Below are 17535 nucleotides of genomic sequence, written 5' to 3'. Positions count from 1 at the left end.
TTTTTTATTTCCAAAAACTCAAACTCCTGTAGAAGCTAATTCCACTTTCTCGGGTCCCATTCCACTCTCTTCTTCCTGCTCTAGCTGAGAATAGTACAGATCATTATATCTTCCTTCAGCAGCAAGCAGTACATCATGCGTTCCGCTCTCCACAATTTCACCATTCTCCATCACGAGAATGATATCAGCGTTCTGAATCGTAGATAAACGGTGCGCGATAACGAGTGTAGTTTTGTCTCCCATTAGTTTACGAATGGCCTGCTGCACCAGTTTTTCTGATTCATTGTCAAGTGCAGCAGTAGCTTCATCCAACAGTAGAATAGGAGCGTTTCTCAGAATTGCTCTTGCAATGGAAAGCCGCTGACGTTGTCCCCCGGACAGTCGTGAGCCTTCCTCACCAATATCAGTATCCAGTCCCTCAGGCAATTCCATTACAAAATCATAGGCATTCGCTTTTCGCAAAGCTTCCAGAATTTCTTGCTCATCCGCCTCTGGATTTCCATTCCGGATATTATCACGAATGCTTCCTGTATAAAGACCTGCCTCTTGCGGCACATAGGAAAAATAACTTCTAAGCTTAGCCAGACTCATCTCGTTGATCCGCTGCCCATTGATTATTACTTCGCCTTCATCGGGTTCATACAATCCCAGCAATAGTTTGAAAAGCGTAGATTTACCTCCACCACTCGGTCCCACAACCGCCATCTGGGTTCCTTTTTGAAGCTCTAAGCTAATCTTGTTTATACTTTGTCTCTCTGCTCCCGGATACGAGAAAGAGATCGACGACATAACCATACTCTCAAATTCTGGTTGCTTAGTCTCCACTTCTGGAAGGGTCTCAACCTCCACCGGGCTATCCAACACCTCAAAGATCCGTCCCGCCGCCCCAAGTGATTGCTGCATCGAATTGATCAGTCCCGGCAATGACGAGAACGGCATCACTAAATAATTCATGAGCTGGATGAAAGCAATCATCGCACCGACCTCAAGTGATCCTTTTGCCACAAAATAACCAGCCACGACCAGCGCCAGAAGAAACGTAAAGTTTCCCAAAAAAGAGGAGAATGAGCCAGTAGCTCCCTCAATTCTTCCCCGCTTCAATTCTTCAGAAGTAATATTCTCACTATGCTCCTGATACTGCTTCATTAGTCTGCGTTCAATGCTAAAGGATTTAAACACCATACTACTGCCTAGAATGTCATGTAAAAAGGAAGTAATCTTGCTCATATTAGTCTGAATCTTCACACTGTTCTCACGCATCGCTGAACCAAAGATTTTTCCCGTAAGGAACATCAAAGGCCCCATTGCAAAACAGATCAATGCCAGTAGCCAGTTAATATAGAGCAAATAACCAAATGCCGCGAGGGCTAGTAAAGGGTTACGGATTAGATCAATCATTACCTCGCCTGTAGCATTACCAACAGATTGATTATCATTAGTAAAGCGGGACAATAAATCCCCGGAATGATTACGGTCAAAATAAGACTGAGGAAGAGCTAAGGCATGCCGCATCATATCCAACCGCAGCTCATTTCTGATCTTAGCTGCGATTTTATTTTTGAGATATCGATCGATGAAACCATTAATTGCACTCACTAATAAGTAGATTAATCCGAAAATAACCAGCCCTTTAAAAGCTTTCACATCGAGTCTAACCGCAGCATCCGTAATTACTGAGAGCAGCCAAGCAATCGTTAAATCCAGAACAATCCCAAATAAAGTCGTAAATAATAAAATCGTATATAAGAGCTTGTGCCTTAACATATATGTACTTAATCTTGAAAATACGCCTTTCTGCTTCAAAGAACCAGCCCTCTCACTTAAAATTCCATACCTCTAACCTTAGCGAACACCTTACTGTCATGCCATTCCCCATCATGACCAAGACTCGTACTGCGCAGGATCCCCTCCAGTGTAAAACCCGCACGTTCGGCTACCGCGGCACTTTTGGTATTTCGTGCACTACAAAAGATTTCGAGACGATTCGCCCCTAATTCCCGTATGGCAAAATTGGTGATTTCATTTACGGCTTCTGTCATATATCCTTTGCCTGCACAGGCGCTCCGGATCCAATAACCAATCTCAAAATTGCGGAGTTCCCAGTTTAGATGATGCAGGCTAATGCAGCCGATAAAACCCTCCGTATCCCTTCTAAAAATACGCATATGTAGCTTATCCCTTTTTAGAAACTCCAGTCTGCCTTCTCTAGTAACTTTCTCTGATTCTTCTAATGTGGGTATTACTTGAGCAAAAGCCATCCAAGGTCTCAATTCATCTATACTTTCACGGATAGCCTCATTCATGCTAACTCCATCTCCCCATAAAGGGGCACGAATGAGCAGCCTCTCTGTTTCAAAACTCTCGGGAAAATCAAGCAGGATTTGATCCTTGGAGTCAGCCACTTCGTACTCCTCCTCTGGCGATGATAATTATTCTAAATATGTAAAAATAATACGATATGCTTTTTGATTATATAGTATATATCGGGATCTGAATACTGAATGCAATAGAAATCACAAAAGGAACATCAACAGGCTGAAGTTGCCCGAATGATGTCCCTTTTTGATTTAGTGAATATCTCAACTAAAGCGGACCACTCCATTTATTGGCTTGAAGAGTTCATTAAACGGATTCAACAAGGCGGAATATAACAGGTTAAATAGGATCAAGAAAACTCCCTTCCAGCGAAAGGGAGTTTTCTTTTTATCTAAATTTCAGCTGATCTCCGAAGATCCTAAGGGTATTCTCATCCCCGTCTCGGCCAGCGTAACATTTTCCGGTAAAATATAGGATTTTCTCATATCCACATCATGCGACATATGGGTATAGATTGCCTTTTGAGGCTTCACAGTTTGCAGCAGCTCCGCTGCTTCCGTCATATCGTATACAGAACGAGTCGATAACTCCGCTGCTTCGTAATAGAAGCTTGTACCTAATACCAGCAAGTCAGCTCCATGCATCAGGCGTGTCTCTTCAGCTCCAAGAGAAATGGAATCTGGACAATACACCCATACATAGCCCTCCTTCTCCAGACGAAAAGCATACGAGTATCCATTCTTGCCATGGTTCACTTTCCAGGTATCAATTGTCCAGCCGTCTAGCTCTATGCCTTCATCACAAGGAATCATCTCGATCTGATTGCGCAGCCATGGATATTGCCGCTCTATTATCGGGATCACTTCTGCTGGGGCATAGAGCTGGCCCTTATATCCCATCCAGCGGCAAGAATCCGCCCATTCCGGCAGCCCACCAATATGATCAAAATGAGCGTGTGTCACCAGCAGTCTGCGCATATTCCGTACTCCCTGCGCCTCCATCTGACGCCGCCAGTCAGGCCCACAATCGATCACTAAAAAGTCACTGCCATTATCTATAAGTACAGAAGAGCGCAGGCGAATATTTTTACCCTGTTCCCTTGCCTCTGTACAGGTCTCACAACTGCAATATACCCGAGGAACCCCCATGGCATCCCCCGTACCCAAAAACACCAACGTATCCATCTGCTATCTCTCCTTCAGGTTCTCTTCAACGAAGTAATAAATCTAAATTACCCTCTCTCTATCTTAAAGAGACCCAGCAAAAAAAGCCATCCCCACCACAGATGAACTGCTGGGACGACTCTTTTGTTATACCTCTACCTTATATTCCGGCAAGTACCTGATACCAAATTCCACGCTTGGAATAAAGTGAGCTTCGCACCTCATCCCAGCCTCCTAAATAGTTAATATCAAAGAGGCCCGCCGGATCAGGGTAATCGCTTTTGTGCTCAGCATAGACTTGTTTATCCACGGGACGAAAGCCATATTTTGCAAAGATCTCTTGTGCCTGTGGAGTTATCAAAAAATCAACCAGTGCTTCTGATGCTATGCGTGTCCCATGCTCATCCGCATATTTCTCTACAACAGCCGCCGGATTCTCAATCAGAATTGTATTTTTAGGAATAATGACTTCGTATTTGACTCCCTGAGCAATCCGGGCCAGCAGTTCATTCTCATAGGTGACAATTACATCCCCCACTCCATACTCGAAGGCTGCCATAGAAGCGCGGCCACTCTTATCCAGAGACTCTACATTGGCATGGATGCTTTCCAAAAAAGCTTTGGCTGCTGCTGGATCCTTTGCCCCCTCCTGCTCCTCTGACAGCTTCAGACCAGCCCCATAGATCGCGTTGATATCCCATTGCGCACCACCAGAGGTCTTCGGGTTTGGATATAACACTTTAATTCCTGGCTTGGCTAAGTCCGCAAAATCGCGAATGCCTTTGGGATTTCCTTCGCGGGTACCAAGAGCTACTACTGAACGTGTTACCATGCCTTGTTCACCCTGCTCTTTCCATGTTGGCGCTACGAGTCCAGCCTTAACTAGCTTCTCGACATCACCTTCCATGGCTAGCAGCGTCACATCCGCTTCAAATCCACCTACAATCGCTCTCGCCTGTGTCCCTGAAGCCTCATAAGACTCCTGAAAATTAATATCCTGACCCGTATCTGCCTTCCACTTGGCAGCAAATAACGGCAAAATATCCTGCATCGCATCCTTAGCCACACTGTATGCGCCAATTACCAGCGTAACATCCCCTTGCTTCGAAGGCTCTGCCATCGTCGTAGCTGCCTTCTCATTCCCGCAACCGACTACTGTCAGCGTGAGTATGGCCAGCATTAGGGCAGCAAAACATCCGTGCAGTTGTCTGCTCCTTTTGACATTCATTGCGGCCCACATCCTTCGAGGTAATGATTTTTAATATTTCCTTGAAAGTAGCTCTATCGCTGAAACTTAAAATTCAAGTATCCAACGTTCGGTATTTGCCGTAATTACGCGGAATGTTTGGACTTTCGGCCGCTGTTGTTCCCAGATTTATTAATTTTATATCCTCAGCGGATTAAATCCGGAAACAAAGGCGGTCGCTCCGCTCCTACAGTTCCAAACTTCCACTTCATTACTTCTGGCCTTCACATCAGTTCCTCTAATCCTAGCGAATCACATTCGCTACTATCAAAAGAAATTGAAAATAATTTTATTTATTTTTAAATAAAAATCGGCATTGGATCTTCTTTCAGGTTGTTCTCCTGGATCCAGCTGCGCTCATCATTAAACAGATAAGCCCGATGTACCAGTACTGAGATTTCCTGACCCGGCTGCAAGGTTTCTTTCTCCAACGAACGGTAGGTGACCAGCTTGTGGCCATTTACTTCAACCTCAACGAGCCATTCGCTGCCGCGGAAATGCAGATGTTTCACAACACCTTTTTCCGTGGCAGAAGCCATCTTGAACTCATGCAGGTTACCCACTTCAATATATTCAGGACGAATCAGCGCTTTGGTAGGTTTTCCGTCCCCCGCACCTGTAAAGCCTTTAACCTCAGAAGCGTTCTCAATCAGCGTAGATTCGCCGATAAATGTTGCCACGAACGGTGTTTTGGGTTCCTTGTAAATATCCCACGGGGTACCCTTTTGTTCCAAACGTCCTTGATTAATGATCATAATTTCATCCGCTACTTCAATCGCTTCATCTTGGTCATGGGTTACAAAAATAGAGGTGATACCTACACGCTCAATCAGTTCACGCAGCCAAGCGCGCAGCTCCTGGCGGATCTTCGCATCAATAGCGGCAAAAGGTTCATCTAAAAGCAGCAGCTGTGGTTCAGGCGCAAGCGCACGTGCAAAAGCCACACGCTGACGTTGTCCCCCTGATAGCTGATGCGGATAACGTTTCTCGAACCCTTTTAACCCTGTAAGCTCTACAAGTTCCATAACACGATCGCGGATAGCTGTTTTGTTAGCCTTTTTAACCTTTAAGCCAAAAGCGATATTATCAAATACAGTCATATGTTTGAAGAGTGCATAGTTCTGGAAGACGAAGCCGATCCCACGTTCTTGAGGAGGAAGATTGTTCACCGTTTGACCATGAAAAATAATCTCTCCGGTATCCGGTGACTCCAGTCCCGCCAGCATACGTAGAATTGAGGTTTTCCCGCCTCCACTTGGGCCGAGCAATCCAATCAGGTGACCTTTTGTAATGGTGAAATTGACGTCCTTGACCGCATGAAAATCTCCAAAATGCTTGTTTAACCCCCGCACTTCTACATGCATATTACTGCACTTCCTTTCTTCTCTTGGTCCATTCCATCAACAGCAGCAGACCTGCGGAAAATGCAGCCAGAACTAGCGCTATTCCTCCAGCAGCCGTCACATTAAAATTCTCAACATCCTGATAGACTAAAGTTGTCGCCGTCTGGGTTTTGTTCATAATATTCCCCGAAACCACGAGCACCGCGCCGAACTCTCCAAGTGAACGTGCCACCGTAAGAATGACACCATACACAACCGCCCAACGAATCGAAGGCCAGGTTACCTTCCAAAAAATAGTCCAGCTACGAGCGCCCAATGTCGAAGCCGCTTCCTCCTGCTGTGAACCAATCTCCTGAAGCACCGGCATAACCTCACGCACCATTAAAGGAAAGGTAACAAATAAAGTGGCAATGATCATCCCGGGAATCGCATAAACGATCTTTAGTCCAATCCCCTCAAAAATCGCTCCCAAGGTACTATCGGGACCCAGCAACAGGACAATCATCAATCCTCCGATTACAGGGGATACCGCGTAAGGCAAATCCACAATACTGTTCAATAATCCTTTTAGACGCTTGCCGATCCAGTTCGCCCGAACAAGATACAGAGCCATCATAATACCGAACAATGTATTTAATAACGTAACTACTATCACAACAAGCCCAGTCATCATGAGCGCATGCAGCGCTTCGGGCCTAGTCAGAGCATTCCAGAAACCACCAAATCCTTCACTAAAAGCACCCATAGCCATTTTTCCTAATGGAGCAGCAATGAGCAGAAAAAACACTAAATAAGTAAGAGCAATCCATAATTTCCTCATGAGCGTCTCCCCCGCATCTGCAGCATATTAATCAGCCAAAGAATGAGAAAGGATAAGGTCAAGAGAATAACAGAAACCGCAGCGGCGGAGACCGGATTATCACTTTCAACTTCACCAAAAATAAAAACAGATGATACAAGCGTACGGCCCGGAATATTACCTGCGACGAGTACCACTGCACCAAATTCCGCAAGCGCTCTTGAAAATGCGAGCATCCCACCACTGATCATCCCAGGCGCCATTGATGGAAGAATAACTTGCCAGAATACCCTTGCCCCCTTGGCACCCATTGTATATGCTGCTTCCTCTTCGGATGGATCCAACTCCTCCAGCAAGGGCTGAACCGCTCGAATCACGAATGGAAACGTCACGAACACCATAGCAATTACGATAGCCGGTTGATGAAAAACAATTTCAAATCCAAGTGCCTCAGCTGCTTTGCCGATAAGGCTCCCTGGTCCAAGCAGCAGTAGAATCATCAAACCTCCGACAGCTGTTGGCAGTGCAAAAGGTAAATCGACCAGACTGTTTAGCAGCGCTTTACCAGCAAATTGATAACGAATAAGGACCCAAGCAATCATAGTTCCTAACAAAACATTAATTAAAGTAGCGATAATCGCCAGCTTTAAGGTTAACAGCACCGACTTCCAAGCAATTGGATCGCTGACGCTTTCCACAAAATTGCCAAAACCAAGAGAAAAAGAGTTGTAATAGACCCCGAGTATGGGCAACACGATCAATACTACAAAATAGAGCAAAATTGTAGTTCGGAAACCCCAAGTCCAGCCTTTGTGTCTAAGCAGCGAATTCAATGATTTTTGCCCTCCCACCTCCGGATAACCGGTCGGTATACTAACCAAAATCCTCATTAATTATTCCTATTTATATACTTGGTTTTATATTATTACTACTTTACCAAATCCTTCTCACCGCCGTCAATTACTTTCAAGTGAATTTGGGTTAAAATATATGTATCAAAGGTACACTAAAAAATGGCACCTCACAGGAAGGGGATTGATTATGTTGCATACTCTGGAGATCACTACTACAAAGCGGGATGAATTACGTGATATTACTCGGGAAGTCATTTCTTATGTGAAAAAAAGTGGAGTTCAAGACGGATTGATTGTAGTTTATTGTCCTCATACCACTGCTGGTATTGCTATTAATGAAAATGCGGATCCTGATGTGAAGCATGATGTTCTGATGCGTTTGGATGAGGTCTACCCTTGGGAGCATCCGAAGTATCGGCATGCGGAAGGCAATACTGCCTCTCATCTTAAATCTATTACTACCGGGCCTTCCCAGACCCTGATCATCCACGAAGGTGAATTAATTCTCGGTCGTTGGCAAGGTATTTATTTCTGTGAGTTCGATGGACCTAGACGCCGTCAATGTTTCTTAAAAATAGTAGAGGGATAATAAACATACAAATGGCCGCTTCCATTATCGCTGCGGAGCGGCCATTTAGACAATAACTAGAGTCTAGCAATACTTTCATCAAGCAGAGAAGCAGTGTTATACCAATGCACAGCTTTAAAGTGAAGATCTATAAAAAAAACAGCATGTTAAAGGCTGCGACATAAAACCTTTATATGAGCTAACGCTGCCTCTTTCACATCGTCAAACGATACTTTATCCTGGATATAATAAGAAATAAATCCGTGTGCAGACAAGAACATTGTCAACGGCACATTCTGCCAGTCCTCAGACACATATCCCTCTTCCTTCATATGACGGCGCACAATACTTGAGAATAAATCAAAACATCGTCCCTGTTCTGCTCTACAATAAGCTAGCAATTCCTCATCGCGAATCATGAACATAATTTCATATTGATAGGGATGATCTATTCCAAATCTAATAAATTCCATAATCAGCTGTTCTACCCTTGTCATTCCTTCTTCAGGCGGTTTATTCATCACTTGACTGAGTAAAGCAGCCACATGATTAAAATCCTCTACAACAATAGCGTAGAACAACTCCGCCTTTTCCTTGAAATGATAATAGAGAGAGCCGTGGCTATATCCCAAATGCTGACCAATACTTCGCATTGAAATTGCCCGATACCCTTTGGTTATAAACAGATGCCTAGCGGCCTCTAGAATCCTTTCCCTCGACAACTCCTGCTCCACTGCTCTCCTTGCCATATACTAATCCCCTTCGCTGTAGTAAATCCGCCGCCCTTCTGTTATCAGAGCTTGCCCTTGGGTTAGATCTGTTATCCATGCCATAAAAGTCTCACCCTCATCATTTCGCGGCAAACATAACAACGTTACTTTGTCGGTGAACAAAGTCTCGCCAGTCTGAATCCCTCTTCCTCGAAGTTCGTTCTCAACCTTGCCCAGCCAAGTGTACTCGATCTCTACGAATACCTCTCGTCTCAGTACACGGGTGATTACTTCTCCTGCTTCAAGCGCAAGCACTGCTCCATCCGTATAAGCTCTAATCAGCCCACCGGCACCCAGCATAATGCCTCCGAAATAACGGGTAACTACGATTGCGACATTTTTAACTCCCTGATTGCGGATTACTTCCAAAATCGGTTTGCCGGCTGTCCCACTCGGCTCCCCGTCGTCCGATTGCCTCTGGATTTCGTCTCTCTCCCCAATCACATAAGCAGAACAGTTATGCGTTGCGTTCCAATGTTTCTTCTTGATGTCCTCGATAAACAACAAAGCTTCTTCTTCATTCTCCACTGGCATAACATGACCAATGAAACGGGATTTACGGATCACAACTTCCTTTGAGCCGGAAGAGCGGACCGTTTGATATTGTTCTAACATAATTATTCCAGTCCTTATTTACATATGATGTCTTCATATAATGTCAGGAGCAGTCCCGGTATTGGATTACCTATGGACTGCTCCTGGTGACTTACATTAGTATGAATGTTCTGTGATTAATAGCCATTGTAAAACCTACTGCAATACTATTCAGTAAGTCTTGCTTCCAGCTCTGCTTTTTCTTTTTCGTAACCTGGTTTGCCAAGCAATGCGAACATGTTTTTCTTGTATGCTTCTACGCCTGGTTGGTCAAATGGGTTAACACCGAGCAAGTATCCGCTGATACCGCAGGCTTTTTCAAAGAAGTACACCAAATATCCAAAGGTGTATGGTGTTTGATCAGGAATAGTAACGATAAGGTTAGGTACTTGACCATCTGTATGTGCAAGCATTGTACCTTGGAAAGCTTTCTTATTCACGAAATCCATAGTCTTTCCTGTTAAGAAGTTCAAGCCGTCCAGATCATCCGGATCATTCTCAATCGTAACATGATGAGCTACTTGATCTACTTGGATAACCGTTTCAAAAATGTTGCGGTTACCTTCTTGGATAAATTGACCCATGGAGTGTAGATCTGTGGAGAAATCAACGGAAGAAGGATAAATTCCTTTGAAGTCCTTACCTTCACTTTCGCCAAACAATTGTTTCCACCACTCAGATACAAAGTGTAAGGAAGGTTCATAGTTGACGAGGATTTCAGTTGTTTTACCTTTACGGTATAGAGCGTTACGAACTGCAGCATATTGATAAGCTTGGTTAGTAGCTACATCTGGATTGTTGAACTCATCCGCAGCGGCAGCAGCACCTTGCATCATTTCTTCAATGTTAATGCCAGCTACAGCAATCGGCAGCAAGCCTACAGGTGTCAATACGGAGTAACGTCCGCCTACATCATCTGGAATGATGAAGGATTCATAACCTTCTTCAGTTGCCAATTTCTTAAGGGCACCTTTTTCCTTGTCTGTAGTAGCGTAAATGCGTTTACGAGCTTCTTCCTTGCCGTATTTCTTCTCCAGAGCAGCGCGGAAAATGCGGAAAGCAATCGCTGGCTCAGTAGTAGTTCCAGATTTGGAGATTACGTTCACGGAGAAGTCTTTACCTTCTACTAGATCAAGCAGATGCGTGATGTATGTAGAGCTAATGTTATTACCAGCGAAATAAACTTCTGGAGTTTTGCGTTTATCTTTAGAAAGGTTATTGTAGAAAGAATGCGATAGCGCCTCAATAGCTGCGCGTGCTCCCAGATAAGAACCTCCGATACCAATTACAATCAGTACCTCGGAATCGCTTTGAATCTTCTTAGCAGCTTGTTGAATGCGAGCGAATTCTTCCTTATCATAAGCTGTCGGCAGATCGATCCATCCAAGGTAGTCAGAGCCTACACCAGTTTTGTTATGCAACTGTTCGTGTGCTAGCTTAACTGGGGCGGAAAGGTTGTCGATTTCTTGTTGGTTAAAAAACGAAAGAGCTTTTGTGTAGTCAAAATTAATCTTCTTAGACATCGGTAATGGTAACCTCCTGTTTTATCTCTTTAAATTTAAAACCGTTTGTTACAACTTTATAATTAGGATACTTTAATTTGCCTTGACTGGCAAGGTCTTAGGGCACATAGAGGGCATTAGAACCAAGTTTTCCAAAGTTCCTTGGAAGCGTTTCCTGTATCAAAAGACATAGGTATGCTGTGGTGCTGGACAAAGTGCCGTGATAGAATAAAGAAAACGGAAGGTGGCTATATAAATGAAACAAATCGGTTTTATCGGACTCGGAACAATGGGTGCGCCTATGGCCTCCAATTTACTACGTGGCGGCTTTCAGGTTACGGTATACAACCGTACGGCAGCCAAGTGTAAACCTCTTGAAGCAGAAGGTGCCCAGACTGCTCTCACGCCCCGCGAAGCGGCTGAGGGTAAGGATGTTATTATTACCATGATCAGCAATGATGATTCGGTTCGTGAAGTGTTTTATGGTCAAGATGGTATACTTGATGCTGTAAAGCCTGGTGGACTAATTATTGATTCCAGCACAATTTCACCAGGACTAGTTCGTGAAATTGCCGCTGCTGTAGAAGCGCGCGGTGGACATTTCCTAGACGCGCCAGTAACTGGAAGCAAACCGGCAGCGATTGAAGGAACCTTAGTGTTCATGGTCGGCGGTAGTGCTGAGGTCATAGAACAACATCGTGATATCTTTGATACTTTGGGTAAGAAGCTGCTACATATGGGTGAGAACGGCAGCGGCGCTGTGGCCAAGCTGGCTCACAATGCTATGGTAGGTATTCATAATGTTGCCCTAGCCGAAGGGTTCGCCATTGCCGTTAAATCAGGCGTACCAGCAGACAAGTTCCTGGAACTAGTACAACTTGGTTCTGCGGGCAGCAAACAAGCTGAGCTTAAAGGCCGTAAAATCATAGAAGATGATTTCAGCAATCAATTCTCCCTCGCTCTAATGCTTAAGGATTTGAAGCTTGCCTCTGCCCATAGCGATTCAACAGGCGTTCCTTCTCCTATGCTGGGCTTGGCTAAAAGCATGTTCCAAGCTGGATTCACCCAAGGTTATGGTGAAGAAGATCTCTCTGCCGTAGTGAAATGTTACGAAGAGTGGATCGGCCAAAAGATGGGTGCAAATGTATCCAATAAATAAATCCAAGAGCTCAAAACCTACTTCATAAGAACATTTACGACCGCCTCGCACATGATATTGCGATGCGGTCTTTTCTTTATGGACAATCCCGTTGTCAAACCAATTATACGAACGTTTGTTTGTATATTTATAATACCAAATTAACAGTTGTAGTGCAAGAAAATATTGGTTGCTGTGGAGTTACTCAGAACGTTGTGGTGGTGTTGGTGGGATAGTTACTAAGAAGGTCGCGAAGTACTAGTTTGTCGCAAAAGTTACTGTATTAGTGATGAAACGGTGGATAGTTCTGGTGGAGTTACTGATGAGTTGCTAAATAGTCGCTTAAAAGTTACTGAGGGAGTGCTGAATTGTTGGGTAAGTGCTGGAGAAGTTACTGGATGAGTTGTTAGATAATTTCAGAAAAGTTACTGAAGGAGCGCTGAATTGTTGGATAGATACTGGAGAAATTGTTGGATAGTCACTGGGTGAGCTGCTGTTTAGTTGCAAATTGGTTACCAAGATGATCGCTTGATGACTACGGTATATCCCGTATTTTCTGGAACCTCTCCCTCGCTCCAAACCTTAAGCTCCTTTAACTAAGTAACCTCTGCGGTACACAGCCATCTCTATTGGACTCAGCTGACCTTATTCGCAGTATAATCTCACATTTGGCATGCTATCGGACTCCATAGTCACTATTAGCATGAAAAACGCCAATTATGAGCCTGTTTCTATGGAATAGTTGCACTGGTGTCCGAAAACCTGCTCAAAAGACTATAAATTTGCTAATAGCGTCAGCTGGGTCCTTAAGCGGTAGAATTGGTGGTGACCCGGTACTACATTGGTGTTGATCTAGTGTTAACGCCATCTGGGTCCGTACGCAGTGGGTTGGCGCTAACCGGGTGCCCAAGTTGGTGATGACACAGCGCCATCGGACTCAGCTGACCTTATTTGCAACATAATCTCATATTTCGCATGCTATCGGACTCCATAGTCGCTATTGGCATAAAAAGCGCCAATTATGAGGCTATTTCCATGGAATAGTTGCACTGGTGTCCGAAAACCTGCTCAAAAGACTATAAATTTGCTAATAGCGTCATCTGGGTCCTTAAGCGGTAGGATTGGTGTTGACCGGGTCCATAGCGGTAGGATTGGTGTTGACCCGGTACTACATTGGTGTTGATCTAATGTTAACGCCATCTGGGTCCGTACGCAGTGGGTTGGCGCTAACCAGGTGCCCAAGTTGGTGATGACACAGCGCCATCGGACTCAGCTGACCTTATTTGCAGCATAATCTCATATTTCGCATGCTATCGGACTCCATAGTCGCTATTGGCATAAGAAGCGCCAATTATGAGGCTATTTCCATGGAATAGTTGCACTGGTGTCCGAAAACCTGCTCAAAAGACTATAAATTTGCTAATAGCGTCATCTGTGTCCTTAAGCGGTAGGATTGGTGTTGACCCGGTACTACAGCAGTAGGATTGGTGGTGACCGGGTGCTTCAGCGGTAGGATTGGTGGTGATCCGGTACTAAATTGGTGTTGCTCCAGCGCTAACGCCATCTGGGTCCGTACGCGGTGGGGATGGTTATGACTCAGTGCTAATTTGGTGATGATCCGATTCAGCCCTAACGTCATTTGAGTCCTTAAGCCTCAAAATAGAATGATGAATACATAATTGAACATCAAGCAATATCACCAACCAACAACACAAAAAGCAGCGATCCTCCAATAACAGGAGAACCGCTGCCTTGCTGACTTTTACGATTTTTAAATTGAATCCGGGTCGTCTCACTCATAGAAAAAAGCTACTTATAGGACAGCCCTTAGAAAAGTCTGCTTTCTATAGAACCGGGTAAGAACAGCAATAATCAGTTACTTCAAATACTTCCAACGCAAATTTAGAGTTGCCAGGAACATTGAACGTTGACGCTCCCTTAATCTCCTGCCATACCTCAGTGCCGGGAAGCAGCACTTTAAGATCGCCGGACAGAATCTCCATAATTTCAGGACCATCTGTACCAAATTCATACACACCCGGCAACATGATGCCCAGTGTCACCTTAGATCCATCTTGCAAAATTACCGTACGGCTGGTTACTTGTCCGCCATAATATACATTGGCTGCTTTTTCGATCGTTGCGTTGTTAAACTGACTCATTACTTGTTCTCCCCCTAATGATTATTCAGTTAATTACAGAAGTGCTTTCACACGGCTAACTACGTTCTCTACAGTAAAGCCGTATTCTTTCATAACTCTATCGCCAGGGGCGGAAGCTCCGAAAGTAGTGATGCCTAGGATATCGCCTTGGTCACCAGTGTAACGTTCCCAGCCGAAGGTTTGTGCCATTTCGATAGCAAGACGAGCTTTGACTCCTGGAAGAATTACGGAATCGCGATATTCTTTGTCTTGTTTTTCGAACAGATCCCAGCTTGGCAAGCTGATTACACGAACATCGATGCCTTCTTCTGCCAAAGCAGCTTGCGCTTTAACTGCCAACTGTACTTCAGAACCAGTTGCGATAAGTTGTGCTTGTGGAGTGCCATTTTTGGAATCAGAGACAACATAACCACCACGTTTGATGTTTTCACGAACGCCATCTACGGTTCCAGCAAGAATTGGCAAGTTTTGACGAGTCAGAACCAAAGCAACCGGATTCTCTTTGTTTTCCATAGCATAAGCCCATGCTGCAGAAGTTTCGTTAGCATCAGCCGGACGAATAACAGTCAGACCTGGGATGATACGCAGGGAAGCCAATTGTTCGATTGGTTCATGCGTAGGACCATCTTCACCAACTGCAATACTGTCATGTGTCAATACATAGGTTACTGGCAATTTCATGATCGAAGCCAAACGAATTGCTGGACGCAGGTAGTCTGTGAATACGAAGAATGTTCCTCCGAATACTTTAAGACCAGTGTGTAGAGCAATACCGTTCATTGCAGCAGCCATACCAAACTCACGTACGCCGAAATAAATGTTGCGGCCATCATAAGATTCTGGTGTGAAAGATGTCAAACCATTCAAATGCGTCATAGTGGAGCTTTCCAAGTCAGCGGAACCACCCACTAGCTGAGGAACGCCAGCAGTCAGACCGTTAAGCGCACTACCGGAAGCGACACGAGTCGATACTGCTTTATCTTCAGTAGTGTAAGTTGGAAGGTTAGCATCCCAGCCTTCTGGAAGATCGCCATTGATTACAGTTTCGAATTGTGCAGCCAGCTCTGGATATGCTTTTTTGTAAGCCGCAAATTTGTCGTCCCAAGCTTTGTTAGCTGCGATTCCGTTTTTCTTCACTTCTGCAAAATGTGCACGAACTTCATCAGGTACATAGAAATCTTCTTCGTATACCCATTTGTAGAAATCTTTGGTCAGCTTAGCTTCTTCTGCTCCAAGTGGGGAGCCGTGAGTACCGCCATGGCCGCCTTTACCTTGTTTGTTAGGGCTACCATAACCAATAACTGTTTTTACTTCGATCAAAGTCGGTTTGCTAGTCTCAGCTTGCGCCTCAGCAATAGCTTTTTCAATAGCCGGAAGGTCATTTCCGTCTTCTACGCGCAGAACTTGCCAACCATAAGCATCAAAACGTTGAGCTACATTTTCGGAGAAAGAAAGATTCAATTTACCATCAAGGGAAATATCATTTGAATCATACAATACAACCAATTTTCCGAGTTTCAAATGACCAGCAAGAGAAGCGGACTCAGAAGAGATCCCTTCCATAAGGTCACCATCACCACAAATAGCATAAGTATAGTGGTCAACTATGTTATGTCCTTCTTTGTTGTAGGTTGCGCCCAATTGAGCTTCGGCCATAGCCATACCAACGGCCATACCAATACCTTGTCCAAGCGGACCTGTAGTTGCATCAACACCAGCTGTGTGACCAACTTCCGGGTGACCAGGAGTCAAGCTACCCCATTGACGGAATTGTTTCAATTCTTCCATAGGAAGATCATAGCCGCTAAGGTGCAGCAAGCTGTACAGAAGCATGGAACCATGTCCAGCGGACAATACAAAACGATCGCGGTTTACCCATGTTGGATGATCAGGGTTATGATTCATTGTTTTTGCAAACAGTTGGTAGCCCATTGGTGCAGAACCCATTGGCATACCTGGATGGCCGGAATTCGCTTTTTCGATAGCATCAATAGCCAAAGTACGAATTGTTGTGATCGACAGGTTATCTACTGTTGAGTTTTCTTCCTTCTGGATCGCTTGTTCTTGTTCACTCATTTAATAGTTCCTCCTCTGAAATCTCAAGAATGTCATTTTGACTCTTATTGTATCACTAGTGTGGAAGCAATTCCAATTGTTTTTAAAAACTCTTTGTTTGACAGCTTATGTTTTGCAATATCTACGCATTTATATACGCAAAAGTAACTATGTCATGAGACGGGTTTTTACTTAGCCTATGGTCTAGTTTTCTATTGCGACTAAAGTTTGTTTTACAATGCTCGAATATAAAGTAAGATGGAGTTACACAAGTAAAATTTTCATTCATTATCCAATATCTCCAAGTGGAAAGGAATTCTGAACATGACTTCGAAAAAGGATGTTTATATTGTGCTTACCGGTACAGGTACAGCCTTCAGTGGTTTCATTAAGTGGTTTACAAAAGCTGATCTGAACCATGCTTCGATCGCCTTTGATAGTGAACTACGTGAGGTGTACAGCTTCGGAAGAAAAAAAATGCACAATCCATTCGTCGCGGGTCTGATTCAAGAAAATTTCATTCACCCTTTCTATAGCAGCGCAAATTGCTCTATTTATCAGTTACGTGTCAGTGCCACGGAATACGATGCCATGTACAATCATGTCCAAGGGATGATGAAAAATCAGGAACGTTATAAATACCATCTTTTAGGCCTGATCGGCGTACTTCTAAATGTTAAAATAGATCGAGAGAACGCTTATTTCTGCTCTCATTTTGTTGCTTCCTTATTTGAAAATACCGCAGTTCAGCCTGTGAATAAGCCTTCATGCTTTGTTACCCCGGAGGATTTCGCTCTTTCACTCTGTTCCCATAAAATATTCAGCGGCAAGTTATCCTATTATGTGCGTAGAGCTCAAAGAGCCTCTGCACGTTCGACGAATATACCTTTACATACCCCTTCCGTTGCGACAAGAATGATGAGAATGAATGAAGAACGGACTGAAGGAGTTATATAAGTTGTTGCTCGTAAAAAAGGGCTATGCGGGTCGTATTTCCGCGTAGCCCTTTTTAGATGGAAAAAGGA

Annotated in this window: 15 protein-coding genes; 3 read left to right on the top strand and 12 right to left on the bottom strand. The window is 44.2% G+C overall.

What is annotated here, in order from left to right; genetic code table 11:
• Positions 1-18: 18 nt before the first annotated feature.
• From MHI25_RS06355 to cysT, 7 genes are all read right to left on the bottom strand, one after another.
• Positions 19-1803 (bottom strand): ABC transporter ATP-binding protein, encoded by a 1785-nt coding sequence (locus tag MHI25_RS06355; RefSeq protein ID WP_076128161.1) that lies wholly within the window; start codon positions 1801-1803, stop codon positions 19-21.
• Between the two features lie 17 nt (positions 1804-1820).
• Positions 1821-2402: a GNAT family N-acetyltransferase gene (locus MHI25_RS06350; protein WP_076277703.1), complete on the bottom strand. Its 582-nt coding sequence runs from the start codon at positions 2400-2402 to the stop codon at positions 1821-1823.
• 312 nt (positions 2403-2714) lie between these two features.
• Positions 2715-3500, bottom strand: a complete 786-nt coding sequence (locus MHI25_RS06345; RefSeq protein WP_076185771.1) for an MBL fold metallo-hydrolase — start codon at positions 3498-3500, stop codon at positions 2715-2717.
• Between the two features lie 139 nt (positions 3501-3639).
• On the bottom strand, positions 3640-4707 hold the full coding sequence (locus MHI25_RS06340) for a sulfate ABC transporter substrate-binding protein (protein WP_340395130.1): 1068 nt from the start codon (positions 4705-4707) through the stop codon (positions 3640-3642).
• Between the two features lie 317 nt (positions 4708-5024).
• The gene (gene cysA / locus MHI25_RS06335) at positions 5025-6089 is read right to left on the bottom strand and encodes a sulfate ABC transporter ATP-binding protein (protein WP_076104838.1); all 1065 of its coding nucleotides are present in this window, start codon (positions 6087-6089) and stop codon (positions 5025-5027) included.
• Position 6090: 1 nt separating this feature from the next.
• Positions 6091-6888, bottom strand: a complete 798-nt coding sequence (locus tag MHI25_RS06330; protein WP_036681745.1) for a sulfate ABC transporter permease subunit — start codon at positions 6886-6888, stop codon at positions 6091-6093.
• Positions 6885-7700, bottom strand: a complete 816-nt coding sequence (gene cysT / locus MHI25_RS06325; RefSeq protein WP_038569140.1) for a sulfate ABC transporter permease subunit CysT — start codon at positions 7698-7700, stop codon at positions 6885-6887. The genes MHI25_RS06330 and cysT overlap by 4 nt, the downstream gene beginning before the upstream one ends.
• Positions 7701-7908: 208 nt before the next feature.
• Here cysT and MHI25_RS06320 point away from each other — a divergent pair, with 208 nt between their 5' ends.
• The gene (locus MHI25_RS06320; RefSeq protein WP_076099035.1) at positions 7909-8310 is read left to right on the top strand and encodes a secondary thiamine-phosphate synthase enzyme YjbQ; all 402 of its coding nucleotides are present in this window, start codon (positions 7909-7911) and stop codon (positions 8308-8310) included.
• 146 nt (positions 8311-8456) lie between these two features.
• On the opposite strand, the gene MHI25_RS06315 is transcribed toward MHI25_RS06320, so the two are convergent.
• From MHI25_RS06315 to MHI25_RS06305, 3 genes are all read right to left on the bottom strand, one after another.
• Positions 8457-9038 (bottom strand): TetR/AcrR family transcriptional regulator, encoded by a 582-nt coding sequence (locus MHI25_RS06315; RefSeq protein WP_036681739.1) that lies wholly within the window; start codon positions 9036-9038, stop codon positions 8457-8459.
• Between the two features lie 3 nt (positions 9039-9041).
• Positions 9042-9674: a YigZ family protein gene (locus tag MHI25_RS06310; protein ID WP_076128170.1), complete on the bottom strand. Its 633-nt coding sequence runs from the start codon at positions 9672-9674 to the stop codon at positions 9042-9044.
• Positions 9675-9820: 146 nt separating this feature from the next.
• Positions 9821-11176, bottom strand: coding sequence for a glucose-6-phosphate isomerase (locus MHI25_RS06305; protein ID WP_076304504.1), 1356 nt, complete (start codon positions 11174-11176; stop codon positions 9821-9823).
• A gap of 235 nt (positions 11177-11411) precedes the next feature.
• Here MHI25_RS06305 and MHI25_RS06300 point away from each other — a divergent pair, with 235 nt between their 5' ends.
• A complete protein-coding gene (locus MHI25_RS06300; protein ID WP_076206557.1) occupies positions 11412-12314 on the top strand; it encodes an NAD(P)-dependent oxidoreductase in 903 nt (300 codons plus the stop codon).
• A 1823-nt stretch (positions 12315-14137) separates the two neighbouring features.
• Here the strand turns inward: MHI25_RS06300 and MHI25_RS06295 are convergent.
• Positions 14138-14455, bottom strand: a complete 318-nt coding sequence (locus MHI25_RS06295) for a pyrimidine/purine nucleoside phosphorylase (protein WP_036681729.1) — start codon at positions 14453-14455, stop codon at positions 14138-14140.
• Between the two features lie 33 nt (positions 14456-14488).
• Positions 14489-16531 carry a transketolase gene (gene tkt / locus MHI25_RS06290; RefSeq protein WP_076128175.1) on the bottom strand — a complete coding sequence of 681 codons (2043 nt, stop codon included), beginning with the start codon at positions 16529-16531 and terminating at the stop codon, positions 14489-14491.
• A 303-nt stretch (positions 16532-16834) separates the two neighbouring features.
• On the opposite strand from tkt, the gene MHI25_RS06285 reads away from it, so the two are divergent.
• Positions 16835-17467, top strand: coding sequence for a hypothetical protein (locus MHI25_RS06285; RefSeq protein ID WP_036681725.1), 633 nt, complete (start codon positions 16835-16837; stop codon positions 17465-17467).
• The last annotated feature ends 68 nt before the right edge of the window (positions 17468-17535 follow it).

Source organism: Paenibacillus sp. FSL E2-0177 (assembly GCF_037992975.1).
In the GTDB taxonomy this organism is placed as follows: Bacteria; Bacillota; Bacilli; order Paenibacillales; family Paenibacillaceae; genus Paenibacillus_AQ; species Paenibacillus_AQ odorifer.
The sequence above is the reverse complement of the archived record's forward strand: the minus strand, read 5'-3'. Positions and strand labels throughout refer to the sequence as shown.

Excerpts from the sequence above, each read along its gene's own strand:
- MHI25_RS06300 (WP_076206557.1), top strand. The coding sequence starts at position 11,412 with ATGAAACAAATCGGTTTTATCGGACTCGGAACAATGGGTGCGCCTATG.
- MHI25_RS06340 (WP_340395130.1), bottom strand. The coding sequence starts at position 4,707 with ATGAATGTCAAAAGGAGCAGACAACTGCACGGATGTTTTGCTGCCCTA.
- MHI25_RS06295 (WP_036681729.1), bottom strand. The coding sequence starts at position 14,455 with ATGAGTCAGTTTAACAACGCAACGATCGAAAAAGCAGCCAATGTATAT.
- MHI25_RS06345 (WP_076185771.1), bottom strand. The coding sequence starts at position 3,500 with ATGGATACGTTGGTGTTTTTGGGTACGGGGGATGCCATGGGGGTTCCT.
- MHI25_RS06315 (WP_036681739.1), bottom strand. The coding sequence starts at position 9,038 with ATGGCAAGGAGAGCAGTGGAGCAGGAGTTGTCGAGGGAAAGGATTCTA.
- MHI25_RS06285 (WP_036681725.1), top strand. The coding sequence starts at position 16,835 with ATGACTTCGAAAAAGGATGTTTATATTGTGCTTACCGGTACAGGTACA.
- MHI25_RS06330 (WP_036681745.1), bottom strand. The coding sequence starts at position 6,888 with ATGAGGAAATTATGGATTGCTCTTACTTATTTAGTGTTTTTTCTGCTC.
- MHI25_RS06310 (WP_076128170.1), bottom strand. The coding sequence starts at position 9,674 with ATGTTAGAACAATATCAAACGGTCCGCTCTTCCGGCTCAAAGGAAGTT.
- MHI25_RS06320 (WP_076099035.1), top strand. The coding sequence starts at position 7,909 with ATGTTGCATACTCTGGAGATCACTACTACAAAGCGGGATGAATTACGT.
- tkt (WP_076128175.1), bottom strand. The coding sequence starts at position 16,531 with ATGAGTGAACAAGAACAAGCGATCCAGAAGGAAGAAAACTCAACAGTA.
- cysA (WP_076104838.1), bottom strand. The coding sequence starts at position 6,089 with ATGCATGTAGAAGTGCGGGGGTTAAACAAGCATTTTGGAGATTTTCAT.
- MHI25_RS06305 (WP_076304504.1), bottom strand. The coding sequence starts at position 11,176 with ATGTCTAAGAAGATTAATTTTGACTACACAAAAGCTCTTTCGTTTTTT.